The sequence below is a fragment of the Nonomuraea sp. NPDC049624 genome (genome assembly GCF_040675255.1).
Classification (GTDB): Bacteria; Actinomycetota; Actinomycetes; order Streptosporangiales; family Streptosporangiaceae; genus Nonomuraea.
On sequence record NZ_JBFAOR010000007.1, the window covers coordinates 68,960 to 90,414 of the forward strand.

Annotated in this window: 23 protein-coding genes; 14 read left to right on the forward strand and 9 right to left on the reverse strand. The window is 71.6% G+C overall.

Annotated features, from left to right (window positions below; translation table 11 throughout):
- Nucleotides 1-48 precede the first annotated feature (48 nt).
- Nucleotides 49-936, forward strand: a complete 888-nt coding sequence (locus tag AB0J76_RS28220; protein WP_352319959.1) for a hypothetical protein — start codon at nucleotides 49-51, stop codon at nucleotides 934-936.
- A 7-nt stretch (nucleotides 937-943) separates the two neighbouring features.
- On the opposite strand, the gene AB0J76_RS28225 is transcribed toward AB0J76_RS28220, so the two are convergent.
- Both AB0J76_RS28225 and AB0J76_RS28230 read right to left on the reverse strand, forming a co-directional pair.
- Nucleotides 944-1,582 carry a MerR family transcriptional regulator gene (locus AB0J76_RS28225; RefSeq protein WP_352319957.1) on the reverse strand — a complete coding sequence of 213 codons (639 nt, stop codon included), beginning with the start codon at nucleotides 1,580-1,582 and terminating at the stop codon, nucleotides 944-946.
- A 15-nt stretch (nucleotides 1,583-1,597) separates the two neighbouring features.
- Nucleotides 1,598-2,446 carry a LysR substrate-binding domain-containing protein gene (locus tag AB0J76_RS28230; RefSeq protein ID WP_352319955.1) on the reverse strand — a complete coding sequence of 283 codons (849 nt, stop codon included), beginning with the start codon at nucleotides 2,444-2,446 and terminating at the stop codon, nucleotides 1,598-1,600.
- Nucleotides 2,447-2,703: 257 nt separating this feature from the next.
- Between AB0J76_RS28230 and AB0J76_RS28235 the strand changes: the two genes are divergently transcribed.
- Complete coding sequence (locus tag AB0J76_RS28235; RefSeq protein ID WP_352319954.1) at nucleotides 2,704-3,774, forward strand: acetyl-CoA acetyltransferase; 1,071 nt, start codon at nucleotides 2,704-2,706, stop codon at nucleotides 3,772-3,774.
- Nucleotides 3,775-3,852: 78 nt separating this feature from the next.
- On the opposite strand, the gene AB0J76_RS28240 is transcribed toward AB0J76_RS28235, so the two are convergent.
- Nucleotides 3,853-4,803, reverse strand: coding sequence for a BadF/BadG/BcrA/BcrD ATPase family protein (locus AB0J76_RS28240; RefSeq protein ID WP_352319952.1), 951 nt, complete (start codon nucleotides 4,801-4,803; stop codon nucleotides 3,853-3,855).
- Nucleotides 4,804-4,882: 79 nt separating this feature from the next.
- On the opposite strand from AB0J76_RS28240, the gene AB0J76_RS28245 reads away from it, so the two are divergent.
- Genes AB0J76_RS28245 through AB0J76_RS28265 form a run of 5 tightly spaced genes read left to right on the forward strand, consistent with a single transcriptional unit; the run spans nucleotide 4,883 to nucleotide 9,747 of the window.
- Nucleotides 4,883-5,752, forward strand: a complete 870-nt coding sequence (locus AB0J76_RS28245; protein WP_352319951.1) for a MurR/RpiR family transcriptional regulator — start codon at nucleotides 4,883-4,885, stop codon at nucleotides 5,750-5,752.
- A 1-nt stretch (nucleotide 5,753) separates the two neighbouring features.
- A complete protein-coding gene (locus tag AB0J76_RS28250) occupies nucleotides 5,754-6,488 on the forward strand; it encodes an SIS domain-containing protein (RefSeq protein ID WP_352319949.1) in 735 nt (244 codons plus the stop codon).
- 17 nt (nucleotides 6,489-6,505) lie between these two features.
- Nucleotides 6,506-7,918 (forward strand): N-acetylglucosamine/diacetylchitobiose ABC transporter substrate-binding protein, encoded by a 1,413-nt coding sequence (gene ngcE / locus AB0J76_RS28255; RefSeq protein ID WP_352319947.1) that lies wholly within the window; start codon nucleotides 6,506-6,508, stop codon nucleotides 7,916-7,918.
- Nucleotides 7,918-8,829 (forward strand): sugar ABC transporter permease, encoded by a 912-nt coding sequence (locus AB0J76_RS28260; RefSeq protein WP_352319946.1) that lies wholly within the window; start codon nucleotides 7,918-7,920, stop codon nucleotides 8,827-8,829. The genes ngcE and AB0J76_RS28260 overlap by 1 nt, the downstream gene beginning before the upstream one ends.
- The gene (locus tag AB0J76_RS28265) at nucleotides 8,830-9,747 is read left to right on the forward strand and encodes a carbohydrate ABC transporter permease (RefSeq protein WP_352319944.1); all 918 of its coding nucleotides are present in this window, start codon (nucleotides 8,830-8,832) and stop codon (nucleotides 9,745-9,747) included.
- A 254-nt stretch (nucleotides 9,748-10,001) separates the two neighbouring features.
- Here the strand turns inward: AB0J76_RS28265 and AB0J76_RS28270 are convergent, their stop codons facing one another.
- Together AB0J76_RS28270 and AB0J76_RS28275 are read right to left on the reverse strand one after the other, a co-directional pair.
- Complete coding sequence (locus tag AB0J76_RS28270) at nucleotides 10,002-10,469, reverse strand: NUDIX domain-containing protein (protein WP_352319942.1); 468 nt, start codon at nucleotides 10,467-10,469, stop codon at nucleotides 10,002-10,004.
- A gap of 13 nt (nucleotides 10,470-10,482) precedes the next feature.
- Nucleotides 10,483-10,797 (reverse strand): hypothetical protein, encoded by a 315-nt coding sequence (locus AB0J76_RS28275; protein WP_352319940.1) that lies wholly within the window; start codon nucleotides 10,795-10,797, stop codon nucleotides 10,483-10,485.
- Between the two features lie 29 nt (nucleotides 10,798-10,826).
- Here AB0J76_RS28275 and AB0J76_RS28280 point away from each other — a divergent pair, with 29 nt between their 5' ends.
- The gene (locus AB0J76_RS28280; RefSeq protein ID WP_352319938.1) at nucleotides 10,827-11,009 is read left to right on the forward strand and encodes a hypothetical protein; all 183 of its coding nucleotides are present in this window, start codon (nucleotides 10,827-10,829) and stop codon (nucleotides 11,007-11,009) included.
- Between the two features lie 14 nt (nucleotides 11,010-11,023).
- Here AB0J76_RS28280 and AB0J76_RS28285 read toward each other — a convergent pair whose 3' ends face one another.
- Nucleotides 11,024-11,500: a MarR family transcriptional regulator gene (locus AB0J76_RS28285; RefSeq protein ID WP_352319936.1), complete on the reverse strand. Its 477-nt coding sequence runs from the start codon at nucleotides 11,498-11,500 to the stop codon at nucleotides 11,024-11,026.
- 67 nt (nucleotides 11,501-11,567) lie between these two features.
- Here AB0J76_RS28285 and AB0J76_RS28290 point away from each other — a divergent pair, with 67 nt between their 5' ends.
- The 3 genes from AB0J76_RS28290 (at nucleotide 11,568) to AB0J76_RS28300 (ending at nucleotide 14,111) form a co-directional block, all read left to right on the forward strand.
- Complete coding sequence (locus tag AB0J76_RS28290; RefSeq protein ID WP_352319934.1) at nucleotides 11,568-12,410, forward strand: alpha/beta fold hydrolase; 843 nt, start codon at nucleotides 11,568-11,570, stop codon at nucleotides 12,408-12,410.
- A 146-nt stretch (nucleotides 12,411-12,556) separates the two neighbouring features.
- A complete protein-coding gene (locus tag AB0J76_RS28295) occupies nucleotides 12,557-13,471 on the forward strand; it encodes an ABC transporter permease (RefSeq protein ID WP_352319933.1) in 915 nt (304 codons plus the stop codon).
- Nucleotides 13,472-13,559: 88 nt separating this feature from the next.
- On the forward strand, nucleotides 13,560-14,111 hold the full coding sequence (locus tag AB0J76_RS28300) for a GNAT family protein (protein WP_352319931.1): 552 nt from the start codon (nucleotides 13,560-13,562) through the stop codon (nucleotides 14,109-14,111).
- On the opposite strand, the gene metE is transcribed toward AB0J76_RS28300, so the two are convergent.
- Nucleotides 14,102-16,261, reverse strand: coding sequence for a 5-methyltetrahydropteroyltriglutamate--homocysteine S-methyltransferase (gene metE / locus AB0J76_RS28305; RefSeq protein ID WP_352319929.1), 2,160 nt, complete (start codon nucleotides 16,259-16,261; stop codon nucleotides 14,102-14,104). The two genes, AB0J76_RS28300 and metE, sit on opposite strands and share 10 nt — an antisense overlap.
- Before the next feature lie 82 nt (nucleotides 16,262-16,343).
- Here metE and AB0J76_RS28310 point away from each other — a divergent pair, with 82 nt between their 5' ends.
- Nucleotides 16,344-17,183: a LysR family transcriptional regulator gene (locus AB0J76_RS28310; protein WP_352319984.1), complete on the forward strand. Its 840-nt coding sequence runs from the start codon at nucleotides 16,344-16,346 to the stop codon at nucleotides 17,181-17,183.
- Between the two features lie 67 nt (nucleotides 17,184-17,250).
- On the opposite strand, the gene AB0J76_RS28315 is transcribed toward AB0J76_RS28310, so the two are convergent.
- The gene (locus AB0J76_RS28315; protein ID WP_352319928.1) at nucleotides 17,251-17,931 is read right to left on the reverse strand and encodes a DNA alkylation repair protein; all 681 of its coding nucleotides are present in this window, start codon (nucleotides 17,929-17,931) and stop codon (nucleotides 17,251-17,253) included.
- Nucleotides 17,928-18,599 (reverse strand): TetR family transcriptional regulator, encoded by a 672-nt coding sequence (locus AB0J76_RS28320; protein ID WP_352319927.1) that lies wholly within the window; start codon nucleotides 18,597-18,599, stop codon nucleotides 17,928-17,930. Before AB0J76_RS28320 ends, AB0J76_RS28315 begins: the two co-directional genes overlap by 4 nt.
- 98 nt (nucleotides 18,600-18,697) lie before the next feature.
- Between AB0J76_RS28320 and AB0J76_RS28325 the strand changes: the two genes are divergently transcribed.
- Together AB0J76_RS28325 and AB0J76_RS28330 are read left to right on the forward strand one after the other, a co-directional pair.
- A complete protein-coding gene (locus tag AB0J76_RS28325; protein WP_352319925.1) occupies nucleotides 18,698-19,852 on the forward strand; it encodes an acetyl-CoA C-acetyltransferase in 1,155 nt (384 codons plus the stop codon).
- Between the two features lie 190 nt (nucleotides 19,853-20,042).
- Nucleotides 20,043-21,455, forward strand: a complete 1,413-nt coding sequence (locus AB0J76_RS28330; RefSeq protein WP_352319923.1) for a glycoside hydrolase family 3 N-terminal domain-containing protein — start codon at nucleotides 20,043-20,045, stop codon at nucleotides 21,453-21,455.

A 21,455-nucleotide genomic window follows, 5' to 3' on the forward strand; every position in this document is an offset into this window, starting at 1 on the left:
GTCCGGTTCGAACAAGACCCGAGCTCGCGCGGCGGGCACGATGGCCCTATGAACGTCAATCTCTCGGCGGTCGCCGGGTTCCTGGCCACGCACGCGCGGGTCCTGGACCGGCGCCGCTTCCACTTGCTCATGGGGGAGACCGGCCCGGCCTCCGTGCTCGGCGCCCTCGACGCCTACCGCAACCCCGACGGCGGCTACGGCTGGGGCCTGGAGCCCGACCTGCGCTCGCCGGAGAGCCAGCCGGGCGCGGCGCTGCACGCCTTCGAGGTGCTGGAGGAGATCGGCCCCGACACCGCGCCGCAGGCCGTCGCGCTGTGCGACTGGCTGGAGTCGGTGACGATGCCCGACGGCGGGCTGCCGTTCGCGCTGCCGCTCACCCTGACCGAGGGCACCGCGCCCTGGTGGGCGGGCGCGGACACGAGCACCTCGTCGCTGCAGATCACGGCCATCTCCGCGGCGGCGGCCCACGGCGTGGCCGCCCACGACCCGGCCGTGGCCGGGCATCCGTGGCTGGAGCGGGCCACCCGCTACTGCCTCGACGCGATCCAGGCGCTGGACGAACGGCCGCACGCCTACGTGCTCTCCTTCGCCGTGCGCTTCCTGGACGCCGTCCACGGGACGCGGCCCGAGGCGGCCGGGCTGCTCAAGCGGCTGGCCGCGTACATCCCCGAGGGCGGACGGGTGCCCGTGGAGGGCGGCACCGCGGAGGAGCGGCTGAACCCCCTCGACTTCGCGCCCTACCCCGGACGGCCGGCGCGCGAGCTGTTCGCGCCCGAGGTGATCGCCGCCGACCTCGACCGGCTGGCCGGGACGCAGCAGGAGGACGGCGGCTGGGTCGTGGACTACGCGCGGATCTCGCCCGCCGGCGCGCTCGAATGGCGGGGCGCGGCCACCGTACGGGCCGTCGAGATCCTGCGCCGCAACGGCGTGCTCTGACCGGTTCTCACCGGCCTGACCGCTGGCGCTGCCCCACCCGGCGGGCCGACTCCGACTCCTGGGCCATGCGGCGCAGCGTGTCGAACGCCTTGCCGTACAGGACGGTGCCCAGCACCAGGGCCTCCACGGCGGCGTCGCGCGGCCCGTCGAAGGGGATGGTGTCCATCTCGACCTCGGTCACCAGCTTCCTGGCGGCCTCGACGTACGGCGCGAGGTCGACGCGCAGGCCGAGCTGGCGCATGCGGACCACCGTCTGCGCCAGCTCGTCGCGGGTGGGGGCGTCCTCGACGACGGTCCAGCCCAGCTCGTCGAGCAGCCGGTCGACCTCGGCCCTGGCGGTTCGCCACTCCTCGTCCTGCTCGGGCTCGACGACCGGGCCGAGCGCGTAGTGGGCGATCCCCAGCATGCGGTGGATGGGCAGCGTCTCGTCGTCGACGGCGGCGATGACCTGCTTGATGGCGGCCACGGGGAGCCTGCCCACCTCCAGCAGGGCCCGGATCAGGCGCAGCCTGCGCAGATGGGACTCGTCGTACTCCGCGCGGGTCGCGGCGGTCTGCTCGCCCGGGTGCAGCATGCCCTCACGCAGGTAGTACTTGATCGTGGGGATGGCGACATCGGATCGGGCGCTCAGTTCTGAGATGCGCATCGATAGATAATAGCGCTATCCAGAGCGGGCGACGTGGCGGGCCGCGCTCACCACCTCGTGCACGTCGGCCTGCCGGTTCCACAGGAAGACCGCCTCCAGCGGTGGCACGTCCTCCTTGATGGGCACGAAGGCGAGCGCGTCGGGCACGGTGCTGCCCTCGTGGACGCACAGGCTGTAGCCGGCCCCCGCGGCCACCATGTCGATCACCAGGTCATGGGTGGCGGCGGCCGGGCCAAGCCGGGGATGCAGCCGATGCCGGACGAACCCCTCCAGGAACCGCCGGGCCCCGGCGACCGCGTCCGACTCCGGCATGATCAGCGGCTCGCCGGCCAGGTCCGCCAGTGACAGCGCCTCCCGCCCGGCCAGGGGATGGTCGCGCGGGAGCAGCGCGCGGACCGGGAAACGATGGACGAGCATGCGGGCCACGCCCCTCGGCAGCGATCCGGGGGCGTAACCGAGGCCGGCCTGCAACGTGCCGTCGGCGATGGAGATCAACTGCTCGGCCGTGCTCATCGGCGCGATCCGCACCGGCACGTTCTGGAGCTGGGCGAGCAGCCGGGCGGCCACGTCGGCCAGCCCGTCGGCCACGCCCAGGCGGGCGGTGCGGCCCTTGCCGCGCGCGGCGGCCACGGCCCGTTCGTAGGCGTCGAGCGCGACCGTGGCCTGGGCCAGGAACGCCTCGCCCGCCTCGGTGAGCCGCACACCGCTGGACGAACGGCTGAACAGCTCGACGCCTATCTCCTTCTCCAGCGCCCTGAGCTGCTCCGACAGGGTGGGCTGCGCGATGTGCAGCGCGGTCGCGGCGCGGCGGAGGCTGCCGGCGCGCGCGATCGCCATCGCGTATCTGACGTAGCGCAGATCCATCTCTCACCTCGGGGTGATGATGATGGGCTATCGGCTGATCACCTCTCCGTATTACAAGACGGGGCAGCCCGCGTGAAGACATCCAGTCACGGCTCATGCCTTCCCGCTGCTCAGGGCCTCGCCCGACCTGGCGGCGAAGACCTTCGGACGGAAGACGCCGTCGTTGCGGCCGCCCGGAAACACCGCGTTCGGCGCGCTGGGAGCCTCGGCCGTCCGCGTGCCGAGCAAGCGCTTGTCTACGCGTGTTATCGTGCGGGATGCAGTCCTTCGCCGGGTGCGCGGCCGTGGCCGGGATCGGGATGACCGCGCTGACCAGGACGTCCGGGCGCACCGAGCTGGAGCTGGCCGCCGAGGCGTGCCGGGCCGCCTGCGCGGATGCCGGGATCACACCCGGCGAGGTCGACGGGCTGCTCAGCTACCACATGAACGACTCGGCGCCGGTCGTCCAGGTCGCCCGCGCGCTGGGGATCGAGCGGCTGCGCTGGCACAACGACATCTCCGGCGGCGGCACGCAGGCCGCGTCCGTGCTGGGGGACGCGGCCATGCTGATCCACGCCGGTCTGGCCAGGAACGTCCTGGTCTTCCGGGCGCTCAACGGGCGGTCCGGCACGCGGATGAACACCGCCTCCACCGGCCCCCTGGAACGCCACACCTACGGCCTGGCGGGGCCGATCCCGCTGTTCGCCATGGCCGCCACCCGCTACCTGCACGACACCGGACTCACCGCCGAGCACCTGCACGCCGTGGTCGGCCAGTCCAGGCGCAACGCCGCCGCCAACCCGCGCGCCCTGCGCCGCGAGCCCCTGGACCTGGCCGCCTACCTGGCCAAACCGTACGTCTGCACGCCGCTGCGCACCGCCGACTGCTGCCTGGAGACCGACGGCGCGTGCGCCCTGCTGGTGAGCGGCGTCCTGGACGGCCCGCGCATCCGGGCGGTCGTCCGCGGGGGAGGGCCCGGCTGCTCCTCCATGGACCGCTCGCCGGACGTGACGGCCGTCTTCTCCGAGCACGTCGCGCCGATGTTGTGGGCGGCGTCCGGGATGCGGCCCTCGGACGTCCGGGCGGCGCTGCTCTACGACGCCTACTCCTGGCTGGTGCCCCGGCAACTGGCGGACTTCGGGCTGGTGGCACGGGAGGACCTGGGGGCGTACCTGCTGGAACGGCGGCACGCGTGGGTGAACCCGCACGGCGGCCTGCTGTCGGAGGGGTACGTGCACGGGCTCAACAACGTGGCCCAGGCGGTGCGGGAACTGCGCGCCGGGCACGAGACCGCCCTGGTGACCGGTTTCGGCGGCAGCTACGGCAGCGCGGCCCTGCTCACCCGTTGAGCGTCAGGGAACGAGCGTGAACTGAACGTCAGGGAATGAGCGTGAACTGAACGTCAGGGAATGAGCGTGAACTGAACGTCAGGGAGTGAGCGTGAACGCCGCGTGCGAGCTCCGGCCGTCGTCGCCGGGCAGCACGCCGCGGGCCGCCAGCCAGGCCGCCGCGCCCGCCGCGTCGCGCGCCGTGCGCACCCGCTCGCCGGACAGCCGCGCCAGCACGGCCCGGCGCACCGGCCCCTCGCTGGTCAGCACGCTGCCCGCGAGCACGACGTCGCCCGAGACGTGCACCCTGCGCAGGGTGGCCACCAGACGGTCGGCGGCCTCCTCGGCGACCTTGAGCGCCATCGGGTCACCGGCCTCGGCCGCCCGGCTGACCAGGGCGGACAGCGCGGCCAGGCGCATGTGGTGGGCCTGCGCGAGCCGGACGAACCGGTCGGCGACCGCCCGCGGCGACCCCGGACGCTCCTCGCCCAGGAAGTGCTCGACGACGAGCGCGACCAGGCTGCCTGGCTCGCCCGTCGCGCCCCGGTCGAGGGCGGAGACCACGGCCTTGGCGGCGGCGCGGCCGATCCAGAAGCCCGAGCCCTCGTCGCCCAGCAGCCAGCCGAGCCCGTCGGCGATCGTGTCGATGCGGTGGCCGGCGACCCTGGCCGCGACCGCGCCCGTGCCCGACAGCAGCAGCGAGCCGTCGGGCTCGGCGGTGCCGGCGGCGTAGGCCACCGCCACGTCGCGCTCGATCAGCGGGCCCGCCTCGATGCCGTGGCCGGCCCAGACCCGGGCCAGCTCGGGGACCAGCGTGTCGACCTGGCCCGCGACCCCGGCCAGCGAGGCCACGACCTGGCCGCCGTCGTGCGACCCCAGCGCCTGCCCGAGCGCCGTGCCGATCGCCGCCACCGCCTTGTCCAGACCGTGCGCCGAGGGGTTGCCGGCGCCCGCCCGCGCGTAGCCGACCCGGGTGCCGTCGAGGGTGTGGACGGAGACGCGCGTCGAGGTGGCTCCCGCGTCGACACCGACCACCAGCGATTTGGTCACGGTCAAATTCTGGGGGTTGACGTGACCGGGAAGCAAGAATAATTTTCGCCAGAAGACCGAGTATTCGGAAGGAATATTCGTGACTTCAGGAGCCCTCGGGCGCGTCGAAACAGAACTGCCCGGCCTGCCGGAGGCGTTGCGCCGGGTCGGCGAGGTGATACTCGGCGACCCCGCCGAGGCCGCCCGGTCGACCATCATCGCGCTGGCCGAACGGGCGGGCAGCTCGCCCGCCACCGTGACGAGGTTCTGCCGGGCGTTCGGCTTCTCCGGCTACGCCGAGCTGCGGGTCGCCCTCGCCACGGAGACCGGCAGGGCCGCGCAGGCCGGCTGGGGCGCGGGCGTCGGGCACGAGATCGGCCCCGACGACCCGCTCGACTCGGCCATCGAGGTGATGGCCGCCGCCGACGCCAGGCTCATCCAGGACACCGCCGCCCAACTCGACCTCGCGATGGTCGCCCAGGTCGCCGACGCCGTCGTCAGGGCCCGCCGGGTGCTGCTGATCGGCGTCTCCACCAGCGGGAACGTCGCCACCATGCTCGAAGGCAGGCTGCGCCGCATCGGCATCCCGTGCTGGAGCGCCGGCGACGCGCACGTGGCGCTGTCGGAGGCGGCGCTGCTCGGCGCGGACGACGTCGCCATCGGCATCAGCCACCGGGGCCGCACCCGCGAGGTCATGGAGGCGCTGGCCGAGGCGGGCAGCCACGGCGCGACGACGGTCGCCGTCACCTCCTTCGCCCGCTCGCCGCTGGCCGAGCTGGCCGGCCTGGTGCTGACCACGGCCAGCAGGGAGACCACGTTCCGGCTGGGCGGGCTGGCGGCCGTGCACTCGCAGCTCTTCGTGCTCGACGCCGTCTACGTGGCGGTCGCGCAGCGCACGTACGAGCGCACCAACGAGGCGTTCGAGCTGACGATCAGCGCGGTGGAGAGCCACCGCGTGGAGAGAGGCTGACATGCGGTACGCGTCCAAGGCCCTCGCCCTCGCCGGGCAGGTCGCCGAGAGCCAGGCGGAGCCGGTGCGCCGGGCCGCCGCCCTGATCGTCGCCGCGCTGCGCGCCGGCGGGGTGGTCAACGCGTTCGGGTCGGGGCACTCCGAGGCCATCGCCATGGAGATCGCCGGACGGGCCGGCGGCCTGGTGCCCAGCAACCGCCTCTCCCCGCGCGACCTCGTCCTGTACGGCGGCCGGCCGCCGAGCGTGCTCACCCCGGAGCTGGAACGCGACCCGGCCGTCGCCCACGAGATCTACGACCTGGCCCCCGTCGAGCCGCAGGACGTGTTCGTCCTGATCTCCAGCTCCGGCGTGAACGGCACGGTCGTGGAGCTGGCCACGCTGGTCAAGGAGCGCGGCCACCCGCTCGTCGCGATCACCTCGGTCGCGCACAGCACGCGCATGACCTCGCGCCATCCCTCGGGCGGCAAGCTCATGGACCTGGCCGACGTCGTGCTCGACAACGGCTCCCCGTACGGGGACGCCGTCCTCGACCTGCCGGACGGCGGCACGTACGGCGCGGTCTCCACGATCACCTCGGCGCTGCTCGCGCAGATGGTGGTCACCGAGGCGGTGGAGGAGCTCGTCGCCCTGGGCGAGCGGCCCCCCGTCTACCTGTCGGTCAACGTGACCGGCGGCGACGAGCACAACAAGGCCCTGGAGAGCCGGTACGCAGGGCGAATACGACGAGGATCATGAACAGCTAGGAGCCATCAATGCCTGACACCCCCCATATCAGCCGTCGTCAACTCCTGCGCGGCGCGGCCCTCGTCCCCGTCGCGGGGGCGCTGGCCGCCTGCGCCACCCCGGCCGCCAAGCCCACGGCCACCGCCTCTTCCGCGCCGGTGGCGACCAGCGCGGCCAACCCGTTCGGCGTCGCGGACGGCAAGCCCCTGGAGGTGTGGATCTTCGACGGCGGCTTCGGCCAGGACTACGCCAAGAACATCCACGAGCCCCTGTTCAAGACGAAGTACCCGAAGAGCGAGATCAAGCACAACGCCACCAAGGAGATCACCAAGGTCCTGCAGCCGCGGTTCGCCGGCGGCAACCCGCCGGAGGTCATCGACAACTCCGGCGCCAACTTCATGGACTTCGGCGCCCTGTCCCAGGACGGCCAGCTCCAGGACCTCACCGCCCTGCTCGACGCGCCGAGCTGGGACGACCCCGCCGTCAAGGTCCGGGACACCATCGACCAGTCGGTCATCGACATCGGCACCTACGACGGCAAGTTCAGCGTGCTGGGTTACGTGAACTACATCCACGGCATCTGGTACTCACAGAAGGTGTTCAGGGACAACGGCTGGGAGATCCCCAAGACCTGGGACGAGTTCGTCAAGCTCTGCGAGACGATCAAGAAGTCCGGCAAGATGGCGCCCTTCACGTACGCGGGCAAGTTCCCCCAGTACCTGTACGAGCCGCTGCTGACCATGGCCGCCAAGGTCGGCGGCAACGAGGTGCTGGTCAACATCGACAACCTGGAGGACGGCGCCTGGACCACCGAGGCCATGAAGACCGCCGCCACGGCCTGGGCCGAGGTGGGCGCCAAGTACCTCATGGAGGGCACGACCGGCCTCGACCACGTGCAGACCCAGACAGCCCAGAACAAGTACAAGGTGGCCATGCTGCCGTCCGGGTCGTGGCTGGAGAACGAGCAGAAGAGCACCACCCCGCCCGACTTCGAGTACGGCATGTTCCCGATCCCCGACGTCACCGGCTCCGACAAGATGCCGTACGGCACCCTGCACACCCAGCCCGGCGAGAACTTCATGGTCTCGGCCAGGAGCGCCAACCCGCAGGGCGGCATCGAGTACCTGCGCGGCATGTTGTCGAAGAAGGCGGCCGGCGACTTCAGCGAGATGGTCAAGACGGTGACCGCGGTCAAGGGCGCGACCGAGGGCCGGACGATCTCGCCCGGCGTCACCAGCGCCTCCAAGGCCGTCGCCGACGCGGGCGCCAACACCGTCTACTACCGCTGGTACACCTGGTACGGCCAGCTCAAGGACGAGGGCATCGCCGCCACCGGCGAGCTGATGTCCGGCGGCCTGACGCCGGAGAAGTACCTGGAGCGCATGCAGAAGAAGGCCGACGAGATCAAGAACGACTCCTCGATCAAGAAGTACAAGCGCTGATGTTGTTCAACAGGTATCGCCGCGGGCTGTTCATCACCGCGTTCCTGGCAGCCCCGGTGATCCTCTACCTCGCCTACGTCATCTCGCCGCTGATCCAGGCGTTCCGGATCGCGATGACCGACTGGCGCGGCGTGACGGCCACACCGGACTTCATCGGGCTGGACAACTTCGTCCGGCTGTTCAAGGACGGCGTCTTCTGGAAGGCCGTCAGCCACAACGCCATGCTGCTCGTGCTGCTGCCGCTGCTCACGATCGTCATCGCGCTGTTCTTCGCCTTCCTGCTCAACGTGGGCGGGCGCAAGGGCTCCTCGGGCATCGCGGGCTCGAAGTTCTACCGGGTGGTGTTCTTCTTCCCGCAGGTCCTGGCCGTGGCCGTGGTGGGCGTGCTGTTCCAGCAGGTGTTCCGGCCCGACGGCAGCGGCATGCTGAACGGGCCGCTGATCGCGCTCGGCGCCAAGCCGGTCGGCTTCCTGTCCGACCCCGGCGTGGCCTTCTGGTCGGTGCTCGGCGTGCTGGTCTGGCAGGCGGTCGGCTTCTACGTCGTGCTGTTCTCGGCCGGGCTGGCCTCCATCCCGCGCGACATGTTCGAGGCGGCGCAGATCGACGGCGCGGGCCGGTTCAGCCTGTTCTTCCGCATCACGCTGCCGCTGCTGTGGGACACCATCCAGGTGGCCTGGGTCTACCTCGGCATCCTGGCGCTCGACGCGTTCGCGATCGTGTGGGTGATGACCGACCAGCACGGCGGCCCCGACTGGTCGACCACCGTCATGGCCGCCGAGATCTACCGCAACGCCTTCCAGTACTTCCGCTTCGGCTACGCCTCGGCCCTCGGCGTCATGATGTTCTTCTTCACCGTCGGCTTCGCCATCCTCTCGCTGCGCCTGTCACGCCGCGAACGAATCGAGTACTAGATGACAACGACGACCACATGGACGGTGGCGAACTCCCGCAAACTGGCCCGCCAGGAGCGCCGGCGACGGCTCGGGCCGATGGCCCTGCTCTCCCACGTCGCGCTCCTGGTGTGGACGGTGCTCGTCGTGGTGCCGATCCTGTGGACCTTCCTGGCCTCGGTGAAGAGCGAGGACGAGATCTTCGGCGAGGCATGGGGGCTGCCGGCCAGGCTCAACTGGGACAACTTCGCCCGCGCCTGGGAACAGGCGCACATCGGGCAGTACATGCTCAACAGCGTCATCGTCGTCACCTTCAGCGTGGCCGGGACGATGCTGCTCGGCTCGATGGCCGCGTACGTGCTGGCCCGGTACCCCTTCCGCGCCAACCGGCCGATCTACTTCCTGTTCGTGTCCGGGCTGGCCTTCCCGGTGTACCTGAAACTCACGCCGCTGTTCTTCGTCGTGCAGAACATGGGGGCGGTGCCGGTGGTGGGGCCGTACATCGGGCTGAACACGCACGCGGGGCTGGTGCTGGTCTACATCGCGTACTCGATGCCGTTCACGGTGTTCTTCCTGACGGCGTTCTTCCGTACGCTGCCCACGGCGGTGGGGGAGGCGGCCATGGTGGACGGGGCCTCGCACACCCGCGTGTTCTTCCAGATCATGTTGCCGATGGCCAGACCGGGCATCATCAGCATCACGATCTTCAACGTGCTCGGGCAGTGGAACCAGTACCAGCTGCCGCTGGTGTTGCTGCAGGATCGGGACAAGTGGGTGCTCACGCAGGGGATCGCTGACATCTCCACGTCCGCCGGGTACGACCAGGACTGGTCGGCGCTGTTCGCCGCGCTGACGCTGGCGATCCTGCCGATGCTGGTCGTCTACACGGTGTTCCAGCGCCAGATCCAGTCCGGCCTGACCTCGGGAGCCCTCAAGTAGGGAGGTCGCCTTCGGCCGATGGTCTTCGCCGAGGGGGCGCTTCGCGCCTCGGGAGCTCAGGCAGTTCAATCTGAGGCGCCTGGCGGCGCAACCCACGCGCCTGGCGGCGCCATGGTCCGGCCCGCTCACGGCCGGCTACTACCGGGTTGCTCCTGGGCTCTGCCGGGAGGCCCATCGCAGTCGGCATGGTGTCGCCCTGGGTGGGCCCGAACCTCGTTCCGCTTCCACGAGACATCGACGACAACGGATCCAGGTCAATCGATATGCGGATTCCTCTGCTGCAGATAGTCGTTGAGCTGTCGCCACTGGGTCGGATGGATGTCGAGGATATGCAGTTTGTCCGGCTCGACCCAGCGCACGTCGCTCGCCTCGTCGTTGGCCTCCGGACGGCCGCCGACCGGGCGGGCGATCAGCATCACCTCGTACTCCTGGCGGACCTCGCCGTCGGTGTAGGCCACGATGTGGCCAGGGTCGGAGTAGACGCCGAGGAGGCCGGTGGGCTCGACGCGGACGCCGGTCTCCTCTTCCGTCTCCCGTACGGCGCACTGTGAGGGGGTCTCGCCGATCTCCATCTTGCCCATCGGCAGCGCCCACTGACCGGTGTCGCGCCGGCGCTGCATGAGGATGCGGCCGGCGTCGTCCACGGTCACCGTGCCGCAGGCCGGCACCAGGCTGTTCGCCTTCGGGGCGTCCGGGTCGTTCCAGTACTCGACTCGTCCCATGGGCGATGCCTCCTCAGACTTCCGCGCCGGACCACGGAACGGCTCCGGCCCAGACTCGCTCGAACGATGACATGTAGTGCTCGGCCATCGTCCCTCCGTCGAGACGATGGAAGTGGAAGGTCGGGTTGGCAGAAGCTGGTTCGCCGTACGCGTGCGGGTTGACCAGGAGGTCGTCGTCGTAGCGGAACAGCGAGGCGTACAGAGTGGTCGCGTGCAGACGGATCTCGCAGCCATCGAGGTCCGGCAGCGTCCGGTAGCAGGTCAAGGATGAGCGGATCTTGGCCGGCAGCGTTCCGCCCAGCCCTTCCTCGCGGTCTCGCGTCTCCACCGACTGCGCGCCGGGATCGCCGAATCACCTTGCGGGAGGTTCTCGGCAGGTTTCCCGGGTGGCGGATCATCGACGTGACCGGCGGCTGGGTCGCGTTCCGCGTGCCTCTCGTGTCCGGTGACAGCGGGCTCTCGAACGTCCGCTGCGGGGCGACCATGGCGGAACTGGCCGGCAACCTCCAGACCGAGAGCAGGCTGCAACAGCCAGGCTGACTTGCGCCGTCGGCCTAACTCCGGGTGACGGTTTTGTGGACGTCGCCGAGGAAGCGTTCGATGGTGGCCCGTTCCGCGGGGTCGTACCGGCCCATGAGGGCGACGATCTCCTGGATGAGCGGGCCGAAGAAGCTCCAGCCCAGCGTGACGGCGCCCTCGTCGACCTTCAGCAGCACCCGCCGCCGGTCCCGGGTGTCGCGTTCCCGGCGGACGTGGCCGAGCCGTTCCAGACGGTCCACCACCGCCGTGGTGCCCGCGGAGTTGAGGCCGAGGTGCGTGCCCAGCGTTCCTGGGGTGGCGGGGGCGCCGGTGCGGGCGGCGTCGAGCAGGCAGATGAGGGCGCGTACGTCGGTCGGGTGCAGGGCGTGCGCGGCGGCGAACCGCTCGCCCATGCGGTCGAGTTCCACGGTGACGGCGCGCAGCAGATGGACCAGCCGCATCCCGGCGTCCTGATCGTCCACGTTTTCGGCATGCTCCGGCCGCATCGTCATGCCACCAGTATGGCATTATCTCGCCGAGCGAGATTGTTGGTGAGCAAGCTATTTAGTTAGGTGCGGCATGTCCGACTTCTTCTCCGCCTACGACGCGGTCCTCGAACGCTGGCCGGTTCCGGTCGAGCCGATCGACCTGCCGTCGGCGTACGGCACGACCCGGGTGAACGCGTGCGGCCCCGCCGATGGCCCGCCGCTGGTCCTGCTGCACGGCGGTGGCACCACGGCGGCGATGTGGTACGCCAACGTCGCCGCGTTCGCCTGCCGCCATCGCGTCTACGCCGTGGACCGCATCGGCGAGCCGGGCCGCAGCGTCCGCGGCGAACGCCCCCTGCGCACCGTCGGCGACCTGCTCGGCTGGCTGGACGGCGTGCTCGACGGCCTCGGCATCGACGGCGCCGCGGTGTGCGGACACTCCTACGGCGGATGGATCGCCCTGACGTACGCGCTCCACGCGCCCCGGCGGGTCGAGCGGCTCGTCCTCCTCGACCCGACGCAGTGCTTCGGCGGGTTCCGGCCGGGATACCTGGCCCGCGCACTGCCCACCCTGCTGCGGCCGACGGCCGCTCGCGCGCGGGCCTTCCTGGAGTGGGAGACCGGCGGCGCGCCCGCCGACCCCGCCTGGCTGCGGCTCTACGGCCTGGCCGCGGAGTTCCCGGACACGAAGGTCGTCACCGGGAAACGGCCCGAGCCGGGATCGCTGCGCGCGCTCACCACGCCCGCTCTCGTGCTCGTCGCCGGACGCGGCAAGGCGCACTCCCCGCACCGCGTCGCGTCGGCCGCCGCCCGCCTGCTGCCGGGCGCGCGGACCGAGGTGCTGCCGCACCTGTCCCATCACGCGATGCCGTGGCACGACCCCGCCGACCTCAACGCCCGCGTCGTCGACTTCCTCGACGGACGAGCCACCTGACCCGCCGCCCGCGCCGCCGCCCTTCTCAAAAGCGCCCGGACGCCCGCGCCGCCGCCCCTCTCCAAAGCGCCAGGACGCCCGTCCCGCCACGCCGGAGCCTAGACTCCTGGGCATTCCGCGACGCAGCAGGCCGTGAGGAGACTCCCATGTCATCCGCGCCCGAACAGGAATCACTCGCCGCCCTCGCGACCCGGCACGGGCTGAGGCGAGCCATGGCCCGCCCGGACCTGCACGTCTACCTGCGCCGATTATGGGAACGCCGGCACTTCATCCTGGTGTACGCGACCTCGCGCACCGCCTCGAAGTACTCCGGCTCCGCGCTCGGGCAACTCTGGCAGGTGCTGACGCCGCTGCTGAACGCCGGCATCTACTGGGTCATGTTCGGCCTCGTCCTGGGCGGACACGACCACATCGAGAACTATGCCGCGTTCCTTGTCACGGGGATGTTCGTCTTCACCTACAGCCAGCGGTCGGCCTCGGCGGGGGCCAAGTCCGTCTCGGGGAACCTCTCGCTCATCCGCGCCCTGCACTTCCCGCGCGCCGCGCTTCCCCTGGCCTACACCCTTCAGGAGTTGCGGCAGGCGGCGGTCTCCATGGGGGTGCTGCTCGTGCTCGTGGTCGTCATGGGGGAGTTCCCCACCTGGTTCTGGCTGCTGATCCCGGTCGCCGTGCTGCTGCAGACGATGTTCAACATCGGGCTGAGCCTGGTCCTGGCGCGGTTGGGGGCCTCGCTGCGCGACGTGAACCAGCTCCTGCCGTTCGTTTTGCGGACCTGGTTGTACGCCTCCGGGGTCTTCTTCTCGATCCAGTACAAGATCGTGGGATATCCGGACCCGGTCACCGGCGAGCCGGTCGGCGGGGTGGGGCTGCCGCAGTGGGTGGCCGACGTCATGTATCTCAACCCCGCGGCCTCCATCATCGAGTTCATGCGCGACATCCTGATCCACGCGTCCAGCCCGCGCCCGCTCGTCTGGCTGAGCTGCGCGTTCTGGGCGGTCGCCGGGCTGACCCTCGGGCTCTGGTACTTCTGGCGGGCCGAGGACACGTACGGGCGCGGGTGAGGGCCGGAAAGCGGGTGAGGGCCGGAAAGCGGGTGGGGGCCGGAAAAGGGTTCGCGCGCCGGGGGCGTGCTCTGGTTTGCTCCCCATCATGACGTCTGCGTGGGTCGGCGAGCGCGTGCGCCTGAGGGCCATCGAACCGGAGGACTGGGCGGCGCTCTTCGCCTTCGAGGAGGACACCGACGCGGCCAGGAACGGCTGGCGGCTGCCTCCGCCCCGCTCGGCCGCCCAGGCGCAGAAGTGGGCCAGGGAGCTGGCCGAGCAGGAGTCCGACATGGACGAGCTCCGCCTGGTGATCGCCGACGCGGCCGACGGCCGGCCGGTCGGCATGCTCAACACGCACGAGGTCGAGCGCATGCACGGCACGTTCTGCTACGGCATCTCCATCGGCACCCCCCACCACCGCAAGGGCTACGCCAGCGAGGCGATCGTCCTGCTGCTGCGCTACATGTTCGCCGAGCGCCGCTTCCAGAAGGCCGAGGCGTGGGTCTACAGCTCCAACGAACCGTCGCAGGCCCTGCACCGGCGGCTCGGCTTCGTCGAGGAGGGCCGCCGGCGCAGGAGCCGCTTCGCCGCCGGGCGCTACGACGACGGGATCCTGTTCGGGATGACGGTCGAGGAGTTCACCGAGCTCTACGGCTGAAGCTCGGCCCGCAGCCGCCGGGTGGCCTCGACGACGTGCGCCAGCGAGGCTTCCACCTGCTCGTACGTGCGCGTCTTCAGCCCGCAGTCGGGGTTGACCCAGACCCGCTCGGCCGGCAGCGCCGCCAGCGTCCTGCGCAGCAGGTCCTCGACCTCGTCCGCGCCGGGCACGCGCGGGGAGTGGATGTCGTACACGCCGGGGCCGAGGCCGCGGCCGAACGTGCGCACCGCGCCCAGGATGCGCGCCCCCGAGCGGGCCGACTCGATCGTGGTGACGTCGGCGTCCAGGCCGTCGATGGCGGCCAGGATCTGGTCGGCGTCCGAATAGCACAGGTGGGTGTGGATCTGGGTGCGGTCGGCCGCGCCGGAGGTGGCCCGCCGGTACGCCGCCACCGCCCACTCCAGGTAGTCGGCCTGAGCGGCCCGCCGCAGCGGCAGCAGCTCGCGCAGGGCGGGCTCGTCCACCTGGATGATCGACACGCCGGCCGCCTCCAGGTCGCGCACCTCCTCGCGCACCGCGTCGGCCACCTGGAACACCACGTCCCGCAGCGGCAGGTCGTCGCGGACGAACGACCAGGCGACGATCGTCACCGGCCCGGTGAGCATGCCCTTGACCGGCTTGGCGGTGAGCGACTGCGCGTAGGAGGCCCAGCGCACGGTGATGGGCCCGGGACGGCCGACGTCGCCGTGCAGGATCGGCGGCCGGGTGCAGCGCGACCCGTACGACTGGACCCAGCCGTTCGTGGTGACCGCGAACCCGTCCAGGTGCTCGGCGAAGTATTGGACCATGTCGTTGCGCTCGGGCTCGCCGTGCACGAGCACGTCCAGGCCGAGGCGTTCCTGCACCCTGACGACGCGCTCGATCTCGGCCTCGACGCGCCGCTCGTAGTCCTCCTCCGACAGCGTTCCGGCCACCACGGCCGCCCTGGCCGCGCGCAGCTCGCCGGTCTGCGGGAACGAGCCGATGGTGGTGATCGGCAGTACGGGCAGGCCCAGGTGGGCGGCCTGGGCGGCGGCCCGCACCGGGTACGGCGCCCGCTCCTCCGGCGCGGCCGGCGCGGTCAGCGGCACGGAGGGCGCGGCCGGGACCGGCCCCCGGAAGTCCGGCCCCTCGGCGACGGTGAGGGCCAGCGCCACCACCTCGGCCACCTTCTGCTCGGCGAACGCCAGCCGTTCCCGCAGCGCCGGGTCCAGGTCGGGCTCGGCGGCCACGTCGTAGGGCACGTGCAGCAGCGAGCACGACGTGCTCACCGTCACCCGGTCCGCGCGCACGCCGCCGAGGGCGGCCAGGGCGCGTTCCGGCGCGGTGCGCCACACGTCGCGGCCCGACACCACGCCCGCGACCACGGTCTTGCCCGGCAGGTCGGGCACGGCGCCGCCGCGCACCAGGTCCACGCCGATCGCCTCGACGGGCGTGCCCGCCAGCACCGGCAGCGCGGGCCCGAGGTCGCCGAAGTAGGAGGCCACGAACAGCCCCGGGCGGACGGCCGCCGACCCCAGCCGGTCGTAGGCGAGCCGCACGGTCGCCAGCTCCTCGGGCGTGCGGTCGCCGACCAGCGCCGGCTCGTCGAGCTGCACCCAGTCGACGCCCTCGGCGGCCAGCGCCGCGAGCAGCTCCTCGTAGCAGCCGAGCACGTCCTCCAGCCGCTCGGGCGCCCCGGCCAGCAGCAGGAACGTCACCGGCCCGACCACGACGGGCCGCGTCTCGTAGCCCAGCGCGCGGGCCTCGCGCACCTCGGCGAGCGGCTTGGCGGCGTCCAGCTTGAAGACGGTCTCCGGGCCGATCTCCGGCACGATGTAGTGGTAGTTGGTGTCGAACCACTTCGTCATCCGCAGCGGCGCCAGCCCCTCGGTGCCCCTGGCCATCGCGAAGTAGGGGTCCTCGGCCGCGCGGTAGCGCTCGGGCACCGCGCCCAGCAGCACCGCCGTGTCCAGCACGTGGTCGTACAGGGAGAAGGTGTTGGACGGCAGCCCTTCCAGGCCCAGCTCGGCCAGCCGCCGCCAGGTCCGCTCCCTGATCTCCGCGCCCGTCCGCTCCAGCTCCGCGCGGCCGGACCGCCCGTCCCAGTACGACTCCAGGGCCCGCTTCAGCTCCCGTCGCGGCCCGATCCTCGGGTACCCGAGCACCGTGGACGTGGGGAATGGCGACATCTCAGCTCCTCGATCACGTCGGTCAGATGCGGGAATCGTGTCCGGCGAGGCCGACGTGGTGCATCATCGATAAGTGCTGCTTATGCTCAAGGAGATCCACTGCTTCCTCCTGGTCGCCGAGCGGCTCGGCTTCTCGGCCGCCGCCGCCGACCTGGGCATGTCGCAGCCCGCCGTCAGCCAGGCCATCACCCGGCTCGAACGCGCCGCCGGGGTCAGGCTCTTCGAGCGCAACGCCCGCGAGGTGCGGCTGACGGCCGAGGGCAAGGGCCTGCTGCCGTACGCCCGGCAGGTGCTCGAATCGGCCCAGGCGTTCACCGCGGAAGCCGCCAGACTGGCCCGCCCGACCATTCACCTGGCTTATCCACCGCTGGTGGGCACCCTCGCCGCGCGCATCGCCAGACGGCTGGCCGGACGTGCCCCGGCGATCGGCGTCGAACTCGTCGTGGCCGGGCGGGGCGCCGCGGCCCAGGCGCTGGGCAGCGGGGAGGTCTCGGCCGCGATCCTGGCCACGCCGGCGCCCGCGCAGTTCGTCACGGCGGCCCGCTTCCACGTGACCGTGGACCATCTGGCCGTCCCGCTCGGGCACCGGCTGGCCGGGCACGGCAGGGTGACGCCGGACGACCTGGGCGGGCAGGTGCTGCTGACGCCGGGGAGCCGGCCGTGGGCGGGGCTGCCGGGGCGGGCGCGGATGGTGGCCGACGACGACTTCGCCGCCGCGCTCGATCTCGTGGCCGCCGGGGCGGGGGTGCTGCCGATCCCGCAGCTCCTGGTCAGGGCCGTCAGGCGGGACGACGTGCGGTTCGTGCCGCTGGAGGCGGGGGAGCTGCGCATCACCTACGCGCTGGCCTGGGCGCGCGAGCGGGTGACGCCGGAGCTGATGGCGCTGGTGCAGGCGGTGCAGGACGCGCTCTGGACCAGGTGAGAGCAGGTGAGAGCAGGTGGGAGCAGGTGAGGGCAGGTGAGAGCGGATGAGGCCGGATGAGGAGGGGCTAACTCACGGGCAGGTTCTTCAGGGCCTCGCGGCGGCTCAGGCCGGAGATGCCCTTGGCGCGGACGTACCGGATGACTTCGTCGGGGTTGGTCTTGGCGTACTCGCGTAAGGACCAGCCGATGGCCTTGCGGGCGAAGAAGTCGGTGTCGGACAGGCTGGGCTCGATGCAGGCGTATAACAGGGCCGTGTCGGTGCGGGACTTGAAGCGGTTCTGGCACAGGATCGCCGTGCGGCGCTTCCACAGGTCGGCGTCGGCCGCCCATTCCAGCATGAGCGGGCGCATGGTGTCGGGGAAGGCCGCCAGCAGGTCGCCGACGCGATGGGTGGCCAGCTCGTCGACCAGGTCCCACCAGGCGCCGGTGACGATCATCTCCTCGTACATCGGCACGGTGTAGAGGGTCTGGAAGTCGCGGTAGTAGCGGTGGCCGGTCAGCTCGACGGCGGCGTAACGCTCCTCGCGGTACTCGGCCTCCCGCCACAGCGAGAGCACCGCGCGCCGCCACTCGGGCGCGGAGTCGAGGCGGTGGCGGGCGAACACCCGCCGCAGCGCCGCCCGCCTCGGCGTGGCCTGCACGCCGAGGAAGGGCATCTCCGACTTCATGTACGCGCGCATCGGCTCGGCCTTGTCCGGCTCGGCGACCTCCTCAAGGGCCAGCCGCACCGCCTTGCCGAGGCTCATCCCTGACGCTGGGTCGTGCGCTCGCCGGTGGCGAGCCCGTCGAACAGCACCGTGATGTAGTGCTCGGCCAGCGCGGTGGTGTTGAGCCGGCCGCCGGGACGGAACCAGCGCACGGCCACCCAGATGGTGTCGCGGATCATCCGGTAGGTCAGCTTGGGGTCGACGTCGGCCCTGAACAGCCCGGCCGCCTGACCGGCCTTGATCTGGGTCACCCAGATCTGCTCGACCTCGTCCTCGGCCTTGACCAGGTAGTTGAAGCGCTCGAACTGGCGCAGGTAGTTCCAGTCGTTCTGCATGACGGTGATCGCGGCGCGGTGGGGCTCCAGCGTGCCGAAGCCGATGCGCACCATCTCCGACAGGACCGTGCGGGCGTCGGAGTTGGTGTCGACGGCGGCGCGGTAGCGGGCGATGAGGTCGTCGAGGAAGGTGGACAGCACCTCGTCGACGATCGTCTCCTTGGAGTCGAAGTGGTGGTAGAGGCTGCCGGACAGGATGCCCGCCTCGTCGGCGATCTCGCGTACGGTCGTGGCCTGGAAGCCCTTGCGCGCGAAGAGCTCCGCGGCGAGTTTGACGAGGTGGTCGCGCCGCTCTGAGGCCGCCCCAGTGGAGGAGGCGCGCTGGCGCTTCGCCGGTGACGTGGTGGTGCCGGAGTTCTTTCGCGTGGTCACGTTTCCCATTATGAGCCCTCAGACAATCGCTTGTTCACGCGTCAGGCCCAGCTCGTAGGGCATTATCCTACTTACCAAGCGCTTGTTAGGATGCGGGGATGAACGAGGCTTACATCGTCGCCGCCGTCCGTACCCCCGTCGGGCGCAGGAACGGCGGGCTGGCCGCGGCCCACCCGGCCGACCTCGGCGCGCACGTCCTGCGCGAGCTGATGCGGCGGGCCGACGCCGATCCCGCCGCCGTCGAGGACGTGATCTTCGGCTGCGTGGACACGATCGGGCCGCAGGCCGGGGACGTCGCGCGTACCTGCTGGCTGGCCGCCGGGCTGCCCGAGCAGGTGCCGGGCGTCACCGTCGACCGCCAGTGCGGCTCCTCGCAGCAGGCCCTGCACTTCGCCGCCCAGGCCGTGCTGTCGGGAACCAGCGACCTGGTGGTGGCGGGCGGCGTGCAGAACATGAGCATGATCCCGATCTCCTCGGCCATGCTGGCGGGCCGGCCGCTCGGGCACGAGACCCCGTACGCCGGGTCCAAGGGCTGGGCGGCCCGCTACGGCGCGGCGGAGGTCTCCCAGTTCGCCGGGGCCGAGCAGATGGCGGTGGCCTGGGACCTGTCGCGCGAGGAGATGGAGCTCTACGCCTACGAGTCCCACCGCCGCGCGCTGCGGGCCGTGGACGAGGGGCGCTTCCGGCGCGAGATCGTCCCCTGTGAGGGCGTCGCCGACGACGAGGCCCCCCGCCGGGACACCTCGCCGGAGAAGATGGCCGTGCTCAGGCCGTTGAGCGAAGGGGGACGGCTCACGGCGGCGCTGGCCTCCCAGATCTCCGACGGCGCGGCGGCGCTGCTGGTCGCCTCGCCCCGGGCCGTACGCGACCACGGGCTGACCCCGCGCGCCCGCGTGCATCACCTCTCGGCGCGCGGCGCGGACCCGATCATGATGCTCTCCGCCCCCATCCCCGCCACGGCCCACGCCCTGGGCCGGACCGGCCTGGCCATCGACGACTTCGACGCGATCGAGATCAACGAGGCGTTCGCCTCCGTCGTGCTGGCCTGGATGAAGGAGACCGGCGCCGACCCGTCCAGGGTGAACCCCAACGGCGGCGCCATCGCGCTCGGCCATCCGCTCGGCGCGACCGGCGCGGTCCTGACCGTGAAGCTGCTGCACGAACTGGAACGCACCGGCGGCCGGTACGGCCTGCAGACCATGTGCGAAGGCGGGGGACAGGCGAACGTCACCGTCATCGAACGTCTCGGCTGAAAGGCCGTGCCGCGCAACTGAAGTGAGCATTTACGGCAATGGTTGAATAAGACACGGAAGGAACCGGGCTGACATCAGAAAATGCCTCTAGCAAATAGGAAACTTTCCTATTAGATTTCGGGTCATGCCCCTCAGCGGTGACCTTCTTCGCCTCGCCGATGCCGTCCTCCTCCCTGGTTTCGTGGGACAGATGCCTCCGGACTGGATCCGCCGACGACTCGGCGAGGGACTGGCCGGCGTGGTGCTGTTCTCCCGCAACATCGCCGACCCCGCGCAGGTCGCCCGGCTCACCGCCGCACTGCGCGCGGAGAACCCCGCGGTGCTCGTCGGCACCGACGAGGAGTCCGGCGAGGTCACCCGGCTGGAGGTGAGCACCGGCAGCAGCCGTCCCGGCGGCTACGCGCTCGGCGTCGTGGACGACGTCGGCCTCACCGAGGCTCTGGCCAGGGACATGGGCGGCGAGCTGGCGGCCGCGGGCATCACGATCGACTTCGCCCCGTCCGCCGACGTCAACTCCAACCCCGACAACCCGGTCATCGGCCTGCGCTCCTTCGGCGCCGACCCCGCGCTCGTCGCCCGGCACACCAGGGCGTTCGTCCGCGGCCTGCAGTCGGCCGGGGTGGCCGCCTGCGCCAAGCACTTCCCCGGCCACGGGGACACCACCGTCGACTCCCACCACGGCGTGCCCGTGGTGGCCGACGCCGGCATCGAGGAGGCGCTCTTCCCGTTCCGGGAGGCGATCAAGGAGGGGGTCCGGTCGATCATGACCGGCCACCTGCTCGTGCCCTCCTACGACGCCGAGCTGCCCGCCACGCTCAGCCCCAAGGTCCTCACGGGCCTGCTGCGCGAGGAGCTGGGCTTCCAGGGAATGATCATCACGGACGGCATAGAAATGGCTGCGGTGTCGGGGGCGTACGGGATCGGGGGCGCCTCCGCCCGCGCCATAGCCGCGGGGGCCGACGCGATCTGCGTGGGCGGCGAGCGGGCCGACGAGGCCACCGCCATCGAGGTCCGCGACGCCATCGCCGCCGCCGTGACCGAAGGACTGCTGCCCGAGGAGCGACTGGCCGACGCCGCACGCAGGGTCCGCGAGCTGGCCGCCTGGACCACCTCCTCGGGCAGCCCCGTACCGGAGGACGGCTACCTCGGGCTCTCCGCGGCCCGCCGGGCCGTCCGCGTCACCCGCAGGTCCACGGCGGCCGTGCTGCCGCTGACCGGGGCGGCGCACGTGGTCGAGCTGACGCCCGAGATGAACCTGGCCATCGACAAGGGCACCCCGTGGGGCGTCGGCGAACCGCTCGGACGGCTGCTGCCCGGCACCGCCGTCACCCGGCTGGCGGCCGGGGACACCACCGGGCCCAGGCTGGAGCGGCTGATAGGCGAGGCGGCGCAGCGCCCGCTGGTGATCGTGGTCCGCGACGCCCACCGCTACGCCTGGCAGGGCGAGGCGCTGCGGCACCTGCTCAGCGCCCGGCCGGACGCCGTCGTCGTGGAGATGGGCCTGCCCGCCCGCTCCGACCTCGGCGCCGTGCACATCGCCACGTACGGGTCGGCGCGGGTCTGCGGCCAGGCGGCGGCGGAGGTGCTCACCGGTACGCTGTGA